The sequence below is a fragment of the Streptomyces sp. NPDC058145 genome (assembly GCF_042884245.1).
Classification (GTDB): Bacteria; Actinomycetota; Actinomycetes; order Streptomycetales; family Streptomycetaceae; genus Streptomyces.
Map to the genome: position 1 here is coordinate 1 of NZ_JBHVUH010000018.1, position 18573 is coordinate 18573.

At 66.8% G+C, this 18573-nt stretch carries 20 protein-coding genes and 1 pseudogene; 13 read left to right on the forward strand and 8 right to left on the reverse strand.

Going from position 1 to position 18573, the window contains the following annotated elements; translation table 11 throughout:
* Positions 1 to 331, reverse strand: a 331-nt coding sequence (locus ACFVVO_RS32890; RefSeq protein ID WP_390059876.1) for a helix-turn-helix domain-containing protein, incomplete at its 3' end; no start/stop codon positions are given.
* A gap of 636 nt (positions 332 to 967) precedes the next feature.
* On the opposite strand from ACFVVO_RS32890, the gene ACFVVO_RS32895 reads away from it, so the two are divergent.
* Positions 968 to 1141: a CsbD family protein gene (locus ACFVVO_RS32895; protein WP_390059877.1), complete on the forward strand. Its 174-nt coding sequence runs from the start codon at positions 968 to 970 to the stop codon at positions 1139 to 1141.
* A 580-nt stretch (positions 1142 to 1721) separates the two neighbouring features.
* On the opposite strand, the gene ACFVVO_RS32900 is transcribed toward ACFVVO_RS32895, so the two are convergent.
* The gene (locus ACFVVO_RS32900) at positions 1722 to 2060 is read right to left on the reverse strand and encodes a hypothetical protein (protein WP_390059879.1); all 339 of its coding nucleotides are present in this window, start codon (positions 2058 to 2060) and stop codon (positions 1722 to 1724) included.
* A 301-nt stretch (positions 2061 to 2361) separates the two neighbouring features.
* Between ACFVVO_RS32900 and ACFVVO_RS32905 the strand changes: the two genes are divergently transcribed.
* On the forward strand, positions 2362 to 2880 hold the full coding sequence (locus ACFVVO_RS32905) for a DUF6233 domain-containing protein (RefSeq protein WP_390059880.1): 519 nt from the start codon (positions 2362 to 2364) through the stop codon (positions 2878 to 2880).
* A 34-nt stretch (positions 2881 to 2914) separates the two neighbouring features.
* Complete coding sequence (locus ACFVVO_RS32910) at positions 2915 to 3124, forward strand: hypothetical protein (protein ID WP_390059882.1); 210 nt, start codon at positions 2915 to 2917, stop codon at positions 3122 to 3124.
* An 82-nt stretch (positions 3125 to 3206) separates the two neighbouring features.
* Here ACFVVO_RS32910 and ACFVVO_RS32915 read toward each other — a convergent pair whose 3' ends face one another.
* A complete protein-coding gene (locus tag ACFVVO_RS32915; protein WP_390059884.1) occupies positions 3207 to 4391 on the reverse strand; it encodes an endonuclease domain-containing protein in 1185 nt (394 codons plus the stop codon).
* Positions 4392 to 5037: 646 nt separating this feature from the next.
* On the opposite strand from ACFVVO_RS32915, the gene ACFVVO_RS32920 reads away from it, so the two are divergent.
* The gene (locus ACFVVO_RS32920) at positions 5038 to 5493 is read left to right on the forward strand and encodes a hypothetical protein (RefSeq protein ID WP_390059886.1); all 456 of its coding nucleotides are present in this window, start codon (positions 5038 to 5040) and stop codon (positions 5491 to 5493) included.
* 84 nt (positions 5494 to 5577) lie between these two features.
* On the opposite strand, the gene ACFVVO_RS32925 is transcribed toward ACFVVO_RS32920, so the two are convergent.
* Complete coding sequence (locus tag ACFVVO_RS32925; protein WP_390059888.1) at positions 5578 to 6486, reverse strand: helix-turn-helix domain-containing protein; 909 nt, start codon at positions 6484 to 6486, stop codon at positions 5578 to 5580.
* Positions 6487 to 6731: 245 nt separating this feature from the next.
* Entirely contained in the window at positions 6732 to 7763 is a 1032-nt protein-coding gene (locus ACFVVO_RS32930) for an acetyl-CoA carboxylase biotin carboxylase subunit family protein (protein WP_390059890.1), read from the reverse strand.
* Positions 7764 to 8374: 611 nt separating this feature from the next.
* Between ACFVVO_RS32930 and ACFVVO_RS32935 the strand changes: the two genes are divergently transcribed.
* The 4 genes from ACFVVO_RS32935 to ACFVVO_RS32950 are packed head-to-tail and all read left to right on the forward strand — an operon-like array spanning position 8375 to position 12254.
* Positions 8375 to 9007, forward strand: coding sequence for a hypothetical protein (locus ACFVVO_RS32935; protein ID WP_390059892.1), 633 nt, complete (start codon positions 8375 to 8377; stop codon positions 9005 to 9007).
* Positions 9004 to 9612, forward strand: a complete 609-nt coding sequence (locus tag ACFVVO_RS32940) for a toxin-antitoxin system, toxin component (RefSeq protein WP_390059894.1) — start codon at positions 9004 to 9006, stop codon at positions 9610 to 9612. The genes ACFVVO_RS32935 and ACFVVO_RS32940 overlap by 4 nt, the downstream gene beginning before the upstream one ends.
* 48 nt (positions 9613 to 9660) lie before the next feature.
* Complete coding sequence (locus ACFVVO_RS32945) at positions 9661 to 10848, forward strand: MAB_1171c family putative transporter (protein WP_390059896.1); 1188 nt, start codon at positions 9661 to 9663, stop codon at positions 10846 to 10848.
* Positions 10845 to 12254: an FAD-dependent oxidoreductase gene (locus ACFVVO_RS32950; RefSeq protein WP_390059898.1), complete on the forward strand. Its 1410-nt coding sequence runs from the start codon at positions 10845 to 10847 to the stop codon at positions 12252 to 12254. The genes ACFVVO_RS32945 and ACFVVO_RS32950 overlap by 4 nt, the downstream gene beginning before the upstream one ends.
* A gap of 181 nt (positions 12255 to 12435) precedes the next feature.
* On the opposite strand, the pseudogene ACFVVO_RS32955 reads toward ACFVVO_RS32950, so the two are convergent.
* The 3 genes and pseudogenes from ACFVVO_RS32955 to ACFVVO_RS32965 form a co-directional block, all read right to left on the reverse strand.
* Positions 12436 to 12609: pseudogene (locus tag ACFVVO_RS32955) on the reverse strand (transporter); the annotation flags it as partial.
* Between the two features lie 140 nt (positions 12610 to 12749).
* On the reverse strand, positions 12750 to 12950 hold the full coding sequence (locus ACFVVO_RS32960) for a DUF397 domain-containing protein (RefSeq protein ID WP_390059899.1): 201 nt from the start codon (positions 12948 to 12950) through the stop codon (positions 12750 to 12752).
* Between the two features lie 3 nt (positions 12951 to 12953).
* Positions 12954 to 13787 (reverse strand): helix-turn-helix domain-containing protein, encoded by an 834-nt coding sequence (locus ACFVVO_RS32965; protein WP_390059901.1) that lies wholly within the window; start codon positions 13785 to 13787, stop codon positions 12954 to 12956.
* A gap of 461 nt (positions 13788 to 14248) precedes the next feature.
* Here ACFVVO_RS32965 and ACFVVO_RS32970 point away from each other — a divergent pair, with 461 nt between their 5' ends.
* The 5 genes from ACFVVO_RS32970 to ACFVVO_RS32990 all read left to right on the forward strand — a co-directional run bounded on the left by ACFVVO_RS32970 (position 14249) and on the right by ACFVVO_RS32990 (position 18415).
* Positions 14249 to 14857: a hypothetical protein gene (locus ACFVVO_RS32970; protein ID WP_390059903.1), complete on the forward strand. Its 609-nt coding sequence runs from the start codon at positions 14249 to 14251 to the stop codon at positions 14855 to 14857.
* Positions 14858 to 14868: 11 nt separating this feature from the next.
* Entirely contained in the window at positions 14869 to 15057 is a 189-nt protein-coding gene (locus ACFVVO_RS32975) for a hypothetical protein (RefSeq protein ID WP_390059905.1), read from the forward strand.
* Complete coding sequence (locus tag ACFVVO_RS32980) at positions 15054 to 15659, forward strand: class I SAM-dependent methyltransferase (protein ID WP_390059907.1); 606 nt, start codon at positions 15054 to 15056, stop codon at positions 15657 to 15659. Before ACFVVO_RS32975 ends, ACFVVO_RS32980 begins: the two co-directional genes overlap by 4 nt.
* Complete coding sequence (locus ACFVVO_RS32985) at positions 15646 to 17034, forward strand: aminotransferase class III-fold pyridoxal phosphate-dependent enzyme (RefSeq protein WP_390059908.1); 1389 nt, start codon at positions 15646 to 15648, stop codon at positions 17032 to 17034. The genes ACFVVO_RS32980 and ACFVVO_RS32985 overlap by 14 nt, the downstream gene beginning before the upstream one ends.
* Before the next feature lie 142 nt (positions 17035 to 17176).
* The gene (locus ACFVVO_RS32990; protein WP_390059910.1) at positions 17177 to 18415 is read left to right on the forward strand and encodes a hypothetical protein; all 1239 of its coding nucleotides are present in this window, start codon (positions 17177 to 17179) and stop codon (positions 18413 to 18415) included.
* The last annotated feature ends 158 nt before the right edge of the window (positions 18416 to 18573 follow it).

The window sequence follows — 18573 nt, forward strand, 5'->3', positions numbered from 1 at the left end:
TGGAGTCAGGGAACCTGAACGAGGGCGACCAACGGGCTTTGGACCGCCACCGCACCCTGAACGTTCCATGCTCCCGGCACGCCCGGTCCAGATCCCTCAGGGTCTGCTGAAGCGCGTGCGACGGGGCGGCCTTCAACCACGGATGATCGGGTTTGGCGGCGGCCAGCTCGGCGCACTGCGGCGCGTAATTCATCCACGCACCGCGCCGCCGGTACTCGCGGCGCTGGTGAAGGCCAATGTTCCACACCGCCCGGCAGACGCTTGCGAACTCCTCACACATCTGCGCCTGTTCGGCCGTCACATCAAGCCGGTATCTGCGACCCGACAGCATGAATACACCCCCTCCAGTTGATGTGATCACCGTACCGGCGGCCACTGACAACGCAGCGAACTCCGCCGCTGCGCGGCTCCCGCCGAGGACGAGCCAACCCCTCCCTGAAGACAGGGGCCTGCGCTCAAGAACTCCGGTCACCAGCAGCGTACGGACGCCGACAACCCTCCCGCTGGGACGCTACGACGCGACCGAGCGCCTCCGGCTGACCGCTCGCACTTCACCCCTGCCCACGGCCGTCCGTCGAGAGGTCGGGACCCTGCTGCTCCGCGGCGGCCCCGAGCACCCCTGGTACGGGGTTCGCTTCTCCGCCGGCTGGGGTCGTGGCGACCTCATCTTCATCCCGGTCCGGCCCCACTTGGTCGCTGAGTTCCTCGCGGACACCGCGGTCGATGACGGCCGATGGCGGCATCCGGTTCGTTACGTCCGTCTCCGCAGCGATCTCGCGGTTGGCGATGTACCGCTCGTTGAAGGCTGATGCTGCCCGTGAGGGTTCCTGAACCCCGCGTGTCCGGTGGTCGCGCCGTACTGCCTGGTCATGGCCGTATCAGCCGTTTGTGAGGGGCAGCGCCGGGTACACAGCACTCACCGCTAAATGCGGACAAATGGTCAACCATGGCAGGAGGCGTGTGCGCCATGTCGGCTGGCGAGAAGGCTAAGGCCAAGGTCGAGCAGGCCAAGGGAAAGCTCAAGAGGGCCACAGGACGAGCCGCCGTCGATGACCCTATGGTCGCCGAGGGCCAGGCGGAAAAGTCCAAGGGCGATGCACGCCAGGCCAAGGAGAAGATCAAGGACATGTTCAAGCGCTGACCTCGGCGCCGTTCATGAGCGATGGGCCTTCACCCCAAACATGGGGGTGGAGGTCCTTCCTGCTCCCGAGCCGCCGCGCGGCCAAATGGCCTGCCCTGGGACGGCCCGCCACCCCGTATCCGGCCGACTGTGTGGGCATGGCGGGCCTTGACCCGGAATCGCGGCGCCCGGGCGTGCCAGGGCCCGGCATGGCGACCGGGGGCGGCGTTCCGCACGGTGGGACCACTCCCCCGCGGTGTGCCAGGACCCAGGCGGCGTGGGCCCGTGCAACCGCGGATGTGGTGGGGCCGAGAGCAAGAGCGCGCACAGGGCTGCGGCCTGTCGTCACCTAGACACGGCGAAGCCGTCACGACAAACGGGCAGGTGTCCTCGGCGTGCTCTTTGGTTCGTCACACAATTCCAACGGCTGCCGGGGACACCGCGGTTACGGCTCTGCCGCCGCTGGACGCGTCGTACTGGAGGGGATCACAGGCGGGGGTGAACCGACCGTCGGGTTGTCTTCGCAGCCAGCCGCGGTCGGTCAGTCTGATCAGTTTGCCGCGCAGTGGTTCCAGTTTGGACTTGACGCTGAGGTCTACTCTCAGCGTTCGTCGAATTGCCGGGCCGTGACCGGTCCGCCGGCTTGGCGCAGGACGGTGAGGATGCGCTGGTAGTCCGGTCGGAGCAGCGTCTCCTGCATTGCCGGGCCGCGGTGCGGGACGAGCGTCACGGGCCGTCCGGCCACCTGGCCAGGCGCCGGGGAGAACGAAGCGCGCTCGCCTGCAATCTCTTCGCTCACCCGATCGAGGCCTCTTTCGACGACGGCGAGTTCGTCCCGCTCGGATCGCACCTCGGCCAGTTGCTCGGTCAGCTGTGCTTCGAGGTCGTCCAGTTCCGCACGACGGGCAGTGATCCGTTCCAGCAGCTCGGGATCCAGCATGCAGCGGATGCTGGGGGGCGGTCGGACTGTCAGGGGCACGAACCCCGAAGATTCGGACGGACGGGACTGGCGGAGGCCCAGGGATCGTCTGGAGCGGTCTCTTGCAGGAACCGGTCGGGCAGTTCGGGTGATCGTCACGGTGGCGAACGTCATCGACAGGGGGTGGGATGCACACCGCCCCGGCGGAGCCCTAATCCCTGTCGGAGTGGCTCCCGCTCTCGCGGGAGAATCCGTCCCCGTTCCGACCGATGACCTTGCCGAGGCGTCCGGTTAGGATGCTGGGCAGGGTGGAGGGATCGAAATGCCGCAGAACGCGGCCCGGGTGACCGTCATGATGCCTGATGGGCAGGAATTGCTGGCCCGCCTTTATGAGCGGCGGCGCGCGGCGGTCGGATGGCAGTACCGGGTAGGCATCACCTGCTGGGCAGTGGGCAGCAGCGGCCGTACCGAGCGTGCGGAACAGAGTGTCTGGCTCGACGCCCGTCATGTCCGCCCCCTCGAAGGCGGCGACTACAGCCGCATCCCCACCCTCGCTACTCCCACCGCCGACGGGCGGCAGGCCTGGACGGTACAAGACCTCCCTCACCGCCCCGGCCACCCCGGAGCACGCCTGATCCACGTCATCGGCTGTCAGCCCCACGCCGCACCCATCACCCTCGACCAGGCCCTCGAGATCCTCCGCCAACCCCGCACCGTCCCCTGCCGCGAATGCAACGCAGCCACCTCACTCCCCACCGCGACCGACCCGTTGCCGCCGCAGCAAGATTGCGCACCGCTCGGGGAAAGGGAGCGCTGTCCGGACCGGCAGTGGCGCGGGTGAACAGAGAGCGGGCTGGCAGCATGGCGAGGACGCGTTGGAAGCAGCCCAGCGGCAATACCAGTCGGCACAGATAGCGCTGCACACTGCCCGCCGAAAGCTGGCCGCCGCCGTCCTGGACGCCTACGCGAACGGCGAGCCCGTCGGCCGGATCGCCGAACGCTCCGGCCAGAGCACCACCAGCGTCTGGAACACCCTCGCCGTCCACGGCATCACACCCCGCAGCGTAACCAACGGCTCCACCTGAAAGCCGCCGCTTCCTTCCGAGCTCGGCGCACAGGCGCCGGACGCGGTCCGGCCACTTGTGCAACCGCTTTGCTGGTGTCCGGTCAGAAGAGCGCCATGCCTTCGCCGCTGGTGTCGGCGATGACGGGCCGAGGTTCAGCAGGGAGGCCGTCCAGGCGGTCGGGACCGGCTGCGGCCGCCACAGCAGGCGCGGTCAGGGCCAGCCAGGTACCGAACCGCTCGACGGCCTCCCGGTAGGGCACCCGTGCCAGGACACGGTGCTCACCGGAGGGGCAGAAGTCGACGGAGACGGTGAGCAGGCAGGAGCGGGGTGTGTTCTGGCTGCCCGTCCACGAGACGCGCAGCACTCCGCAGGGCTTCCGCTCGCGGGAGCCACGGTGGGTGGGGCGCAGGGCGCGAGTGGCTGTATGGGCGGTCCATGCGGCGAGGTGAGGCAGAGGCAGGGTGCTGCGGGTGCGGCAGCCTGGACAGCGGTGCCAGTGGCGCAGCCACGTGACCGCGTCGGTGTCGAAGAGGCGCTGGTAACGGCCGGCGACGCGGATGTCGTTGTCGTACAGGTGGTCGGGGCGCTCCAGCGTATTGCAGGAAGGACAGACCGGAGCGCGGACATAGCCGTGTTCATGGCAGTGATCCAGCACAGCAGCCGGCACTGTGCCGCAGACGGCACACACCCACCCAGCCACCTTGCGGGACATACCTGGCTTGCGGCTCAGCACCGAGTACAACTGACCTCGCAGCTCCCCCCTGTACGGACGCTGCGCAATGGCTGGGCCGTCCACGCTCCTCGTGGACTGGCTGTCGGTGGCTCGGGGATCCCGGCGGTGCTGTTCGGTGACAGCTGTGTCTACCTCGCCGGCCCGAGGGATGTGCAACCACTCGGCTTCGGTGTGCTCGGCCGCGTCCAGGAGCCTGACCGCCGCACGCGGAAGCCACCACGACCGCTCCACCCCGTCACGGGAGCGCTGCACCAACAGCCGCCGCCAGTCGACCCCCGCCAGATGAGACCACGGTCCAGGCTCATGGCCGCCCTGCCGTCCGGGATGATCTTCCTCTTGTAGTTCCCAGCTGATGCGCCGACGCCAACCACGCAGCGTTCCACCCGCGCGCTCCTGCTCCGGCACACCGCGGAACGGACCGATACGGACCAGGTCCAGGGCGTCCATCTCCACCGCGTTCCATGCCGCCGCCGCCCGGCGCACCTCGGCCTCCGGAACACTGCACCGGCCGTCGCCCGTCATCACCAGCTCCACCACACAGGCGCCGAGCATGACGTACCGCCTCGGCCGGGCATCAGAAGAAAAGCGGGTGAATACCGCAGAAGTCGTCGGTACGACGCTACCGGCCGTCAGGCTGACCCACACATTGTCCGCGGCGGCGAGAGCGACCAGACCATTTGCCCGGCCCGGGATAACACGCTCAGACATACCGAAAGACTATCGACCGGCACCAGCAGACCGACAGCCGGTGCGTGGTTCTGGTGCCGGGAGGACCGCCTGGCCGATCGAGGCTGAACACCGACGCTGCCCGCACCACCCAGCTCCTGCGAGCTCTCATCGTCCTGACGAACCTCGAAGTCAACCGTTGCCGGACGATCCTCTCCATGGACTTCCGCCTACGACCAGCACGAGCACCCCGAGCAACAATCCACACCAGCCCTTTGACCAGCAACTTCAAGTTGGCGGAAGCTCAGTCCGCTTCCGTCGCCGTGCCAGCGGCGTGGCAGCGTCGGCCGCGGCGGTCGTCCGTCCGTCACGGCCAGGCGTCGTGCGCCGACTATGGCTGCACCCGCGCCGAGTGCCGCCAGGCAGCACTGCGTGCCCGCCGCCAGCGCAACCAAGACCGCATGCGCGGTCTGTCCGCGCGCGTGCCGCCCCATGCCGCCGCCCGGGGGCGGTCCGGCTGCGCGCGCAGGGCATGTCCGCGCAGGACATCGCCGACCGGGCCGGCCTGTCCGTGACCCTGGTCCGCCGCACCCTGCGCATCCCCACGCCAGGCCAGACGCCCCGTGACATCGCCCGCGCCTCCGCCGACGCCATCCTCGGCATCCCGCTCCCCCACCGCCGCAACTCTGGCTCCCCGAGCCTGACCGACTCCACCGAGGCATCCCGGCCGCTGGCCGACCTGGCACGAGCCGGATGGCCAGCCACCACACTCGCCCTGGGCCTGGACGTCAATCCACGCACCGTCGCAGACGTTTGTGACAAACACCCCGGGCTCCACCTCGACCTGGCGTTGCGGATACGCCGTTTGCACCGCCATCTGATCGGCCTCGATCCCGCCAGCTACAGCATCCATCCCACCGACATCGCCCGCACCCGTGCCGCAGCCGCCCGACGCACCGCGGCGACAGCCGCGACTCCCGGCCGGTAGCCCATAATCGGGCCGCTCGCTGCTCGGGCCGCAGGCAGCGCCTTGCGGCGTTACGGCAGAGTTGCGCGATCTGGCGCCAGCGGGTTAGGCCGCGTGATGGTCGTGCGAAAGGCGCCTTTCAGGCATGGACCGTTCAGGGGCGTCCACGAGGACGAGAGTGAGGCGGGTAAGCCCGAGCCCCTTCACGGACCGCGGGGTCTCCTCGACCAGTCGGCAACCCTGGACGCCAATGTTCGGATCGGGGTGGCGCAGTGCGCGGATCGCGCTTTCGTTGTGGACCAAGTCTGCGCCCGAGCCCAGAACCCAGTTGGGCATGTCTGTGAGGTAAGCGTCGCGCAGCGCGGGGTGCAGGTAGACGTCGCGGCGGATCGCCTGGAGTCCCGTGTCCTCGTCGTGCCGTTCCAGGCTGGAAGCAAGCTGCGCAAGCATGGCCAACTGCCACTCCGAGTGGTCCACGAGCACGGCGGAGGCGTCTGGGTGGAACAGGCCGAAGCGCAGAAAGTTGGTGCATGGCATCGCGGTCGGGTGAGTCCGCACGCCACGGAACAGCTCGCGGTAGGCCTTGTTGGCCATCTTCACGTCCCACCGCTGGTCGATGACGAAGGTGGGCAGCGGCAGCGCTTCCATCATGACGCTGTAGTCGCTGAGGAAGGCCAAGATGGCCGGGTCGACCGCGTCCGTACGGCGGAAGATGGCACGCCGGTCTGGCTGCGGTGCGCGGCCAACTGCGTACAGGAAGAGCCTAAAAGTCTGGAACTCGGACATTTCCAGGGCTTCTGCCAGGGCGTAGAGCTTCTCGTCCGTCCATTGATGTACCCGTCCTCGCTCCCAGTTGCCGTAGGCGCGAGCGCTGATATCGAGGCGCGCGGCCACGTCTTCCTGGGTGAGGTCCAGGTGATCACGACGGCCCTTGACAAATTGCTGCAAGCGCTTGCCGCGCATTTCTGTCGCCAAAGCCTCCCTGACATCCGCCCGCTTTACCTCGTTATGCATTTGGTGTCCACTTCGGCCCCCCTTGACGTCGCGGCTATGCCTTCGGCCATCTCAGCAGCCGCCGCCGGGACAGTTTCTGTGGGAAAAGGTCGACTTGCTGGCACTGTCCGAGATCAGACACCCGGGCTCCCGTTGGCCCGACACCTAACTGATGACAGAAGTGCACGGTGCGATGTCGAGTGTGAATTCCTGTGACATCTGATCTAGCCTTGGTGGCAGTCTCCAGCCGTTGGACCCATGACGACTCAGTGCGCGAGACGGTCGGTCGAGGCTGCGTCGGATACCGCAGCGACCTCGTGACCTATTTGCTGAGTGACAGCGGCGTGGTCGACCAGCGGTCGATACTGAGGAGTGGTCAGGGCCAGTCGCTCGATGCGGCCGCTGGTGGCGGGGTAAGCGAAGTGCACAGCTGCTGCCCGTTGCTTGGTGGGGGTCAGATGCGGGGGCCGGCCGAAGATCAGATCCGCGGCCACCTGCGGAAGGCTGATGCCGGTGGCTCGCTTGATGAGCAGGGGGATGAGGTTGCCAGGTACATGACATGCAACGTCTGTGACCCGTGGGCCTAGCGCCGTCAGCTTCATCTCCAGATGAAGCAATCCAAATGTGACACCCAGAGCTGAGGCAACTCGTTCGACCGTCCGTCGCATGAGGTGGTTATGCATCAGGCTGTCGTGCGCGTAGATGCTGTGGCGCACCGGTTGTCGCGCTGGAGGCGGCCCCAAGATGGTGCGCGTGATTGCCACGATCTGTGGGTCACCCCTGTCCGTGACGACAACCTCAGCCGCGACCTGTGGACCAGTGTGAAGTTGCTCGAGCAGCACGCCTTGACGAGGTCTGTCACAAACCGATGGCGGCTCACCGTTCATACGGCCGTACATATCTTCGGGGCTGTACGCCTCGGCCCAGCGCGGGACAGGTACATTGTGCTTGGCCAGTGCCGCCCGGGCCGCGACCCGGTCACAACAGACGGCAACGGACTCCGCAGCAGGCCCGCGCAGCTCCAATCGGTTGGCGACCTGGGCGGCGGTGCGGAGATGTTCCCCCACGTAAGTGAGTACGCCTTTCAGCTCATGCTTCGCTGCGTACGCTTCCACACCGTCGATCGTTGTCACTCCGTCGGCAGGGTCAACTGCGAGGTGCCGGACCAGATAGGGGCGTGCCCAGGCAGGGAGGACAGCGTCGGCCAGCACTACAGGATGAAGAGTTGCGATCTGAGCCAGCGTGAACTCGTGGACGGCGGAGTCACCGGTCCCGAGAAGGAGTAAAGGCTGATGCATCGTCTTACCTTCGTGAAGAGGGAGTGGTGATACGGCCCGTGGCCGGAGGGACCCACGCAAGAACTGGTACGCCGAGTGGGCGAGATGGCCGCAGCCAACTGAGCCGGCCGCGGATGGTCCTGAAGGGCGGACAGAAATACGGCGACCAGCAGCCAGTACCTGCGGACCTCCTGACACTGCACCTGTCTCTCTGGACGGTATCGTCATGTTTTGGTACCAGTGACGCAGTACTTCGGGGGATGCTGCTATGCACCGGTGCCATGTGTCAACGATCGTTTTCAGCTAGTAAACGATCGTTGAATCGTGACCGCTCTTGAGCGCGGTGCCATCCGAGTGCTCGCTTCCGGAAGATCGCCAACACGCGAAGCAGACCGCGTACTACCCACCGAAGTGACTGCCTCAGGTGCCCCGCCACCCGAAGACGCCGGTGATCGACAGTGAGGTAACAGCGGCAGCCATCTAGGGCATAACGGCCGTGCTGCAGGACGCGCCACCTGGGTAGTTCAACGATCGCCTATGGCGGTAAACGATCGTTGAGGGCCAATGATAGGTGTGGGTAGGGTGTCGTGCGCACACCAAACGTTGATCTGTCAGCCCTGGGGAGCGCTTCGGTGTCCAACGCCTCGCCTCTGCGCACAACCCTTGAGCGCCTGGAAGCACTCATCGGTGAGCGAGGGCTCAAGAGATCAGACCTGTTCACCGTTCAAACGCTGGCCGGCGCAACAGCGCTTCCCGAAAGCGTCGTGCGCACCATCCTGCAGGGTGGTGCGCCACCCGCCGACACCGTGAACGAGAGAGTCCGCACCCGCATCAAGGCCCTCGCGGATGCCCGCATGGCGCGTACAGGCGAGCGCATGTCAGAACTCGCTGGCACCATCGCGCAACAGTTGGGGGTATCCGCTTTCTGGGCAAGGCAGGTCTGCTCCGGCACGAAGGTACCCAGCATCGAGCTCCTACACGGCTTGGTAGATGTCTTCGGTGTTCAGGCAGGGGAGACGTTCTTTACCGCCCCTCCCGCCGAAGCCCTCAACCGCGCACTGCTCCCCATCCTCGCTGCACTGGACCCGACGCAGGACGGACAGGACCTTCGCGCCACGTCCGGTACCAAGACGCCCGCGGAACTAGCCGACGTACGTGGTATCGCCCTGCGCCAGGCCATGGACCTGCCCAAGGAGCGATGGAACGTACTGGAAGCGACCTTGAAGGCATTGCTCGAGGTCGATGAGAGAGACGAGCCTCAGTGAGCACCGGACCGAAGGCGATGCGGCGACTCAGCGCCCGGTTGATCAAAAACATGCGTCAGCTGGCCGGTGATGAAGACGTCATCCCTCTCATCGGCGAAGCATTAAGCCAGGTACGGGGACGGACGGTCCGACTGCGCAAGGCAGCCTTCCCACCCATGACGGCCAGCGGACTGTGGGTGGACCGCACGCGCCACGACTTAATCGTCTACGAGCAGAACACCGAGCCGGAACACCAGCTCGTAATCATCGGCCACGAGGCCTGGCACATGTTCCAAGGCCACTGCAACCATGCCATCACTCATGGACCCGCTGCCTCCCGTGCTCTGCCCAGCGAGGAGACGGCCGACCTCGCGAGACTCGTCGCTGCTGTTTCCGACGCCGACGATGCCTACATGCCTCTGACCGACCGCACGGATGCATCCCTCCATTACGCCGCACGCTCGGACACCCGCACAGTAGACGAGGAACTGCAGGCCGAGCACTTTGGCATGCGGCTCGCCACGCACCTGCAGATGGCTCTGCTGCAGGCGCGCTCCTCAGCTCATCCACAAGAGGTCAGCGGTCGCATCGGGGCTTCCATGGCGCATCGCTTTGCCCAATCGTGACGGTTCGACTGAGGCTGCGCGCGACGCGTGACGAGGAGATGCAGCACGGTGACATCCGGTCCGAGTAATATTGCCTACTACATCTGCGGGGGTGCGCTCTTTCTGACCTGTGCCCTAAAGGTCCCAGCGCTCATCCGCAGGCGACACGACCCGTTACTCCGCTCAGCCTTCATGCTGCTCTTCGCCGGCGGTTGCATCATGATTCTCGCCTCCCGAGAGGCGATCGTCACGCTGAACCAGGCCAGCGGGGTTACGAATTTCACGGCGCCAGTCGTCTATGCGGCACTCGCTGCGTACTCTGGGGCAAGTCTGCTGCTGATCATCCACTGGCGACCGGCACCACCAGAGCAGACGCTGCGCAACGCTCGCTGGTGCACGGCGGCTTACAGCGTGGCCGTCATCGCCATCTTCGTCCTGTTCGGGATGGGGAGAACTCCCGTCGAGCAGGTCACTCTGTTCGACGCCTACTACGCCAACACGCCGTACATCCGAGAAATGATTGTCTTGTACCTCGTTGCCCACGGAGTGGCAGCGATCGCCGTCGTAGTCATGTGCTGGCGCTGGTCCAAAGACATTCACGGCTCCCTGCGGGCAGGGCTGCGTCTACTCGTGCTTGGTTACCTCCTCCATGTGAGCTACGACGCAAGCAGACTTGTCGCCGTTGCTGCCCGGTGGAGCGGGCACAATCTTGACTTCCTTATCGACCAGGTCTCCCCTCTCTTCGCTGCCTTCTCTGCAGTCCCCGGGTCAATCGGATTTACTCTTCCGCTGGTAGGGCCTCGCGTGGCACAGAATGTCCAAGTCATCGGTCAACTGCGACAACTCGCGCCGCTTTGGCGGCTACTGCAGCATGTACCCACCCCTGGTGCGGTCCGTGCCGTACTACCCTGGTGGCGCACCTCGCCGGCCCTACTCCTGACGAGCCGGAAAACAGCGCTGTACGACGCCATACTCTCGCTGACTCCCTACTGCGATCCCGCCACTCGCGATGCGGCCTATCAGGAAGCGCTCCGCCGTGGTCAGGACGACGCCTCGGCCACTGCCAGTGGGGACGCCGCCATGATCATTGCCGCTCTCCAGAGGCAACGCACCCACCCTGCGCACCTTGGAGACGAGGTGCCAGCATCGGTATGGCGCTCCAAGGACCTGATTCCGCTGTCCCTTGCGCTTTCATCGAGTTTCATCCAAGACAATCACGCGCGCCCCAGTGTCTCTGCAGAAAGCAGCCGATCATGAGTCAGGCCTCCCGCCACAGTTCCGCCCGCGCAGTCATCATCGGGGGCAGCATGGCCGGCATGCTTGCCGCGGCCGCTATCAAGGACCAGGTCGAGTCCGTTGAAATCATCGAGGCCCACGACTTGCCCGCAGGGCCCGACCCACGCGTTGGCGTCCCCCAAGCAGCGCATATTCACCTCCTTCATTCAGGCGGCCTCGATGCGATCGAGAGTCTTCTGCCCGGAACCATGAGTCAACTACTCGCCGCGGGGGCTCACCGCATACCGATGACCACCAACATGGTCATCTACTCGCCCGAAGGCTGGTACCGCCGCTGGCAGCGCACCACTCACCACCTGATAGCAGCGAGCCGGAACCTGACCGACCACATCGTCCGGGAGCGGATCCTCAAAGACCCAAGGATCAACGTACGCACACAGACCAAAGCTGTCGGACTCATCGGAAACAGCCGCCAAGTCACCGGTGTACGGATCCACACGGTCGGCCAAGCTGCGACAGAGCTGCCTGCCGACCTGGTCATCGACGCCTCCGGCCGGGCATCCCGCACACCGATCTTCCTCGCCGAGTTGGGAGTCAATGGCCTCACCGAGGACCACATCGACTCCGGCCTGGTTTACGCCAGCCGTATCTACCGTGCTCCTGTCCCCAATCAAGACTGGCCCATGATCAGCATTCAGGCTGACTCACGTTCGCCTCAACCTGCGAACGCGGGGGGCATCCTGCCGATCGAGGGCGACCGCTGGCACGTGAGCTTGATGGGCGCTCCCGGGGGGCACCCCACCCGTGACGCCAACAGCTTCGAGCTCTTTGCACGCACCCTACGACACCCCGTCATTGCCGATCTCCTCACGCACGCTCAGCCACTTACCGATGTCACCGTCACCCACAGCACTGCCAACCGCCGCTACTACTACGAGCGGCTCGGCGCCTGGCCTGAGGGACTGGTAGTACTGGGCGACTCCGTCGCGGCCTTCAACCCCCTTTACGGGCAGGGCATCTCAGTAATCGCACAAGGGGCTCTCGCCCTGCGCAATGTCCTCTCCGACGGCCTGGTCCCAGGCCTCGCCCGGCGTGCCCAACGGGCGATCGCTCGTCCCGTCGATGTGGCGTGGGCTTTGTCCGTCGGGCAGGACATCCACTTCTCCACCACGACCGGCAAGCGTCCCAACATCGCCGATCGACTCCTCCAACGCTACGTCAGCCGGCTCTCGCTCACCGCGACGGGTTCGTTCCACGCTGCCACAGCACTGACTGACGTTTTGACACTTCAGGCCTCGCCCACCTCGCTCGTACGGCCCAGTGTGCTGCTGTCCGCGCTGATAGGCCCTCTGCGACCGCAGCTCGCTGGCCCGCAGTTCACGCCTGCAGAACTCAGCCTTATCACCGACCTGCGTGAGCTGCCATAGGCCAGGTCTTCCACCGCAGCCGCACGGCCGCCTCTGAATCGAGCCTGCCCCGTCTCATGGCGGCAACGGCCATTGAGCCGCCATGACCGATAAGCAGGGTATGCATCCCACATGGTTATGGGTGCGGGACACCACTGTCGAGCAGGCCCGCCTCGGCCAGCTCTGTTATCGCTCCGCCTTACCTCCGGGCCGACGACAGCCCGGCCGTGCGCCGGCGTGCCCGCTTGGTGGGGACCGAGTGCCGGGTGACCGATGCCACGGTCTCAAGGCCGATGAGATCGTTGCCGAAGTACCGATAGCGGACCAGGTCGATGCTGCGCCGGTACTCGCGCACAGCATGCGCGTCGTAGCGGGTGAGAGCCGGGATGGCCTTGGCTGAGAGCGTGTGCCGGCCGGGGCGGGCGATGTTGTACGACGCGTTGCCTGCGGGGTAGGAGACCGACGAGGCCCCGCGCGATGTGTGCGCGCGGGGCCTCGGTCATGCGGTGGAACAGCTCAGGCGACGGAGGCGATGAATGCCTTCCACGCCTCCGGCCGGACGGCAAGGGCCGGTCCGTTGGTCTGCTTGGAGTCACATACGCCGACAGCACTGGTCAGGGCGGCGACCTTCACGCAGTTGCCGCCGTTGTTGCTGTAGGAAGACGTGAACCAGTCGCCTTCGGGGGCGAGGTCCAGGGCGCGCTTGTTGAGGGCCATGTCTTAGATCTCTCGTGATAGTTGGTGCAGGAAATTCGGCGTCTCCCCGACGGGAATGGCGCCATCCCGCAGGGCGTCGAACCTGCGGGCATACCTCCAGACCTCAGTGTCCTTGTCCGTGAGGTTGGAAGCCCCGTCGGCCATGTCCATCTGGACGACCGTGGGTACCGGATCTTCGAACTCCATCAACGTGAAGTTGAAGTGAGCCCGGTAGCCGGAGGTGTTCATGGGCAGCACCTGGAGCGTCACGTTGTCCAGGCCGGCCAGGTCGATCAGGCGATCGATCTGTTTCACCATGATCTCGCGGGTGCCGATGATCCGGCGGAGGGCGGCTTCGTCGAGGATGGCGCGGATCTGGACAGGGTTGTCCCGGGTGAGGATTTCCTGGCGCTCCATCCGGAGGGCGACACCGCGTTCCACGAACTCGGTCGTCTGTTCCTCTACCAGCTTGCCGGTCTCGAACAGCTTGCGAGCGTATTCCTCGGTCTGGAACAGCCCGAAGACTACGCCCGGCTCCCACGCCCTTATGGACTTGGCACCATCCTCAAGGCCGATATACATGGCCAAGCCTGACGGCATCGTGCGGGCGTATGTAGACCACCAGCCGCGGTTCAGACTGTCGCGGTGGATCTCGACCAGGAAGTCGACGTCTTCCAGGTCGGTGATGCCGTAGCGAGTCAGCAGGGTGACGAGGTCAGCGGCCCGCCGGAACGCGGATGTGCCCTTCTCGACCCGGTACAGCTGTGAATCTGAGATGCCGGTTTCCTTGACCGCCTCCTTCAGAGACTTGAAGCCGGCCCTGACGCGCAGGCGCTCCAGCTCCTTTCCAAGCTGCACGCGCCTGACTGTCGGTCCTGTAGGAGCCGCCACGTGCCCTCCTGCGTCCAGTCGACTCGATTCTGCCCCGAGCCCTTGGCGCTCAGTCGAGAGTCCCCCGAACTCGGCAGTGAGTTCGGCGGCTTGACGTGTGAGTCCGTCGGGTCGGGGTGCGAGCCCCGAGTGTGTCAGCTCTAGTACCCCTTGCAAAGAGGAGAGCATCGGCGCTCGCATATGCCATGTCGCGTGAAAACTTCACTTCGTCTTGCAGGTCAACTGTCGCATGAGTCAGCCTTGTTGAGCCACGGAAACGGCTCTTTCCAACTGCGGTCCGTTACCGAGGCCCGGGTGCGCCCGCCTGCTCCGACGCGGCTTCCCGGCGAGCACCAACCCCCTGAGACGGGCCGCCGTCGCACTGCACCATTCCCCTCGACGGCGGCCTGCGTGCTCTCCCCCCAATCAGACCGGACGGAGACACCTCCATGTCACCGAGCACGGCACCGACGTCCTGGATGGACCGGGACAACGAGGTAGACGAATGGATGCGCGGCCGCACCATGCGGCCGGCCGCGCATCGTGGCCTGTACCTGAAGCGGCGACGCGAGCAGGGCAACACCGTCGCCATAGAGACGCCCGTGAGTCGGAAGCGGCGCATCATCGCCTACGCGCTCACCGACGCCGGCGGGCAGGCCGATCACACCATGACCTCCGTACGGCTCCTCATCGCGCGGCACGGCTACGACGTGGTTCACGAGCTGGCCGACGTGCACGCCCCGCACGCACCATTGGCCCGGCCCGGCTGGCTGGAGGCCCGACGCCTCGTCTCCACCGGATTCGCCGACGGCATCGCTGTCCTGAACCGCGAGGCCGTCAGCGTCCGCGATGACGAGTACGCGGAAGAACTCCGCTGGCTCGGCGACCGCCCGGCGCTGCTGCTGCTCGTCATCCACGAGGCCGTCCCTAGAAGGAAGTTAGGCCGCTGGCTCGAGGAGCGTCAGATCGGCTGGCGGCAGATCGTCGCGCAGGTCTTGTACGTGATCTCCGTGACCGCCGCCGTCGTCTCCGCACTGCTGTACACAGATCACCACTGAGAGGAGAGCCGATGGCAGAGCTGCCTGCTCGGGAGCCCGGCGCCGCGCTGCGCGTCATACACGGCACCGCGCCCGCCCCGTCCGGTGACGTGAACCTGTTCGGCGTCCCGGCCGGCGAGGTCGCGAGCACCGACCCCTTCCGCCTCGCCCGCCTGTGCCCGGTGCGCGGCGGCATGAACGACCCGGAGCCAGCAGCATGAGGCAACAGGTGCAGGTCGAGCACAGCCGCCGGAGCCCGGCGTACTGGAACCACCTGTACGAGGCCGGGTATCGGGTCAAGGAGCCCGAGGCGTTCGAGCGGCAGATGTTCCGCAACTACGCCACGGTGAAGGCCGGGATGCTGGCCGTCGACGTCGGCACCGGCCGCGGTCACATGGCTGCGCACATGGCCAAGTGGGGCCTAATGGTCCTGGCCTACGACTTCAGCACCGTGGCCATCGCCGACGCACGGGCCAGCCACCAGAGCTGCGGCGACCAGTTGACCTTCGCCGAACACGACTTCACCACCGACGCCATCCCGCCTGAACTCGTGCCCGGCACGGTCGACGTCATCTCCTGCCGGCACAGCTTCGAGTTCCTGGATCGGCCCCGGTTCCTCACCGACGCGCGGCGCTGGCTCACCTCGGCGGGCGTCCTGCAGATCACCACGCACCGGGCGAAGCGAATGCCGCCGGCGGCCGCCCACCAGGGCCTGCGTGACGAGGACATCGAGCAGCTGCGCCAGGGCTGGCGGTACATGACGACGTACGGCCTGGACGGGGACGACAGCGTCATCGGGATCGTGCTGCGTGGCCCGCGTTGAAACCCGCCGTCTCGGTGCCGACTGCAGCACGGTCGGCACCACCACACTGCATGTGCGCAAGAAGGGACCACCCGTGGACTACTTAACCCGGCGCGGACGGCTGCTGACGTCGTCCAGGCCCATGCCGGACTGGGAGGTTGTGGGATCGAGCGGCTCCTGGCTGCATCTGGCTGACGGCCGCCGGATCTTCGACGGATCGAGTGGCCTGCTCTGTGCGAACGTGGGGCAGGGCAGCCCCAAGGTCTTCGGCCGCCTCGCGGAACAGTTCTCCAGGTACACCTACGGTGGCGCCGCCGTGGTCCAGCCCCGCGTCCAGATGGAGCTGATGGAGCGCCTGTGCCACGCCGTGGGCCGACCGGAGGACTCCGTTGCGCTCACGACGTGCGGAACGCTCGGTGTCGAGGTCGCAGTGGGCCTGGCCCGGAACATCACCAGGGTCCGCGACGGAAAGCGCCGCGGGGACATCCTGACGTCCACCCTGAGCTATCACGGGATGAGCGCGCTCACCCTCGGCCTCGCCGGGAACCACGCCCGCCGGCCACGGCCGGAAGACGCGCTAGGCCTCGGCCCGGCCTTCGCGCCGCCCTACCCGCCCACTCACCCGCACTCCACGGGCGCCTGCGACGCATCGTGCGCCGACGACGAGATCGCGCAGGCGATCGACAGCATCGGTGCGGAGAACGTCTCCGCCGTCCTGATCGAGCCCGTCAACGGGAGCACCGGCGGCGCCTACGTGCCGCCCGCCGGGTACCTGCGGCGGGTGTCGGAGATCTGCCGGGAACGCGACGTCCTGGTCATCCACGACGAGGTGCTGACCGGGCTGTGGCGCACCGGTACTGCACTGGCCAGTCACCACTGGGACGGTGCCGAGCCGGACCTGTGCATCCTCTCCAAGGGCCTGGGAGCCGGGTACACCGGCGTCGGCGCAGTACTGGTGGCGCCCGAGATTGCGCCGCTGATCTGGCACAACGACGCGGACCCGCTGCCCGCGATGGGCACGATGGCCACCCATCCCCTCCAGGCCGCGATGTGTCTCGGCGTCCTGGACGAGCTGGAAGCCAAAGGCGACAGCACCCTCCAGGCCCGAGGAGAGCGCCTGGGGAGGCTCCTGCAGGCCCTCACCGACCTGCCGGCCGTGCGAGACGTCCGGGGCCTGGGCTTTCTGTACGGCGTGGAACTGTCGCCTGGCCTGCTCTGGCCCCTGATGACGGAGGCCGAGAACCGCGGCGTGTTCTTCTACCCGTTCACCGGAGTCGGCGAGCCGAGGAGCGAAGGTCTCGTCATCGCCCCTCCGCTGACCTCGACGGACGCGGACATCGACTTCATGGTCACGGCGCTCGTCGACGCGCTGACCACGCTGGCCGAGAGCCGCTAGCCCCCCGGGGCCGTCACCGCCGCTCAGGCGCTGGCCTGCCGCCGATCCGGCGGCCTTCTCACTGCGCCGCGCGCACAACGCGCGCAGGCCATAAGACATCGAGCCCATCGCGGGCCACTCAAGGAGTCGAGGAGGACCCCTCGTGTACCTGCCCTACCCCGTCATAGAGCAACTGTCCGAGACGCAGGTGGCGACCTGGAAGCGGCACTTCGCCGGTGACGGTCACGAGCGCCCGCGCAGCGTGGAGGAAGGCATCTGGCGGCGCACCCAGGACCCGACGAACGCCGAGCAGTCCGGGTGGACCGAGGACGCCGCGGGGCGTCGCCGGATCGTGCACTACCGGTACGACTACGCGCTGGACTACACCTTCCCGGTGCCGCGGCTGGTGCTGTCCGAGCTGTACCTGTACGTGTCGCACACCGCACCGGCCGACGAGATCGCGGCCTACGGCCAGAACGTCCGCATGTGGCTTAGCGAGGGCCGGTGGAAGCCCCAGCAGCCAGGGACCTGGCAGCGCGGGGACCTGGCGGTGACCCTCGCCGAGTTCGACGTCCACCCGCAGGACGAGCGCGCCGACCGGGACACGCCCGAAGGGTTCCGGTCGCTGGACGTGCGGTTCTCGTCCGAGGGCTACAGCAGCCCGGCGCGTACCCTGCGCAACCTGCCCTGGGACGTGCTGGCCGGCGGTATCCGCATCAAGGAGAAGCGGGGCAACCCGGCCATCAGCAGCGACCTCACCGGGATCCTGGACTTCCTGCCGTTCCAGGTGGAGGTGGGCTGCGGCACGTCGATCGAGGCGGGCATCCCGCCGCTGCACTACCTGCACGAGGTGTACCGGGTGACCGCGCGGAAGGACAACACGCTCACCCAGGCGCACGCGTTCACTCTCTCGCCCCAGGCCGACACGCTGGTCCAGGAGCTGCTGCTGGACGCACCGGCGAAGGCGCAGGACCTGACGCAGATGTTCGCTCAGTGCTTCATCGCCGAACCCACCCCGGCGCACACGGCGCTCAAGGCGTTGCACGACGCCGGGCACATGGTCGGCCCCGTCATCACCCACAACTTCGACGTGCTCTCCGCCCGGGCGGGGCTACCCGAGGTGTTCGTCCGCCGCTACGACCAAAAGATCCCGCCCGTGCCGCTGCTCGACGAGGCCCGGTCTCTCCTGGTCATCGGCCTCCACGCCGACCGGCGTGCGGTGCAGGCGCGAGCCCGCGCCAAGGGGATGCGGATCTTCTTCGTGGACCCGGAAGGGCTGACGGAGAACGGCGTCTTCAAGGAGTACCGGATCGAAGGGGCCCGCGAGGGGGACACAGTGGTTCGGGCGGCTGCGATCCCGGCCCTCGGCCACCTGTGCGAACTTCTCGACGTGAAGGCGTGACAGAACCAGCGCAAGGTTCAACGGGCCCTCGTTCAGGGCGATAGCGTCGTGGGGGGGGGGGGGGGGGGGGGGCCCCCCCCCCCCCCCCCCCCCCCCCCCCCCCAAAGAGATTGGGGTGTTGGGTGTGTTGGACGCGGGCACACCCCACCCCCCCCCGC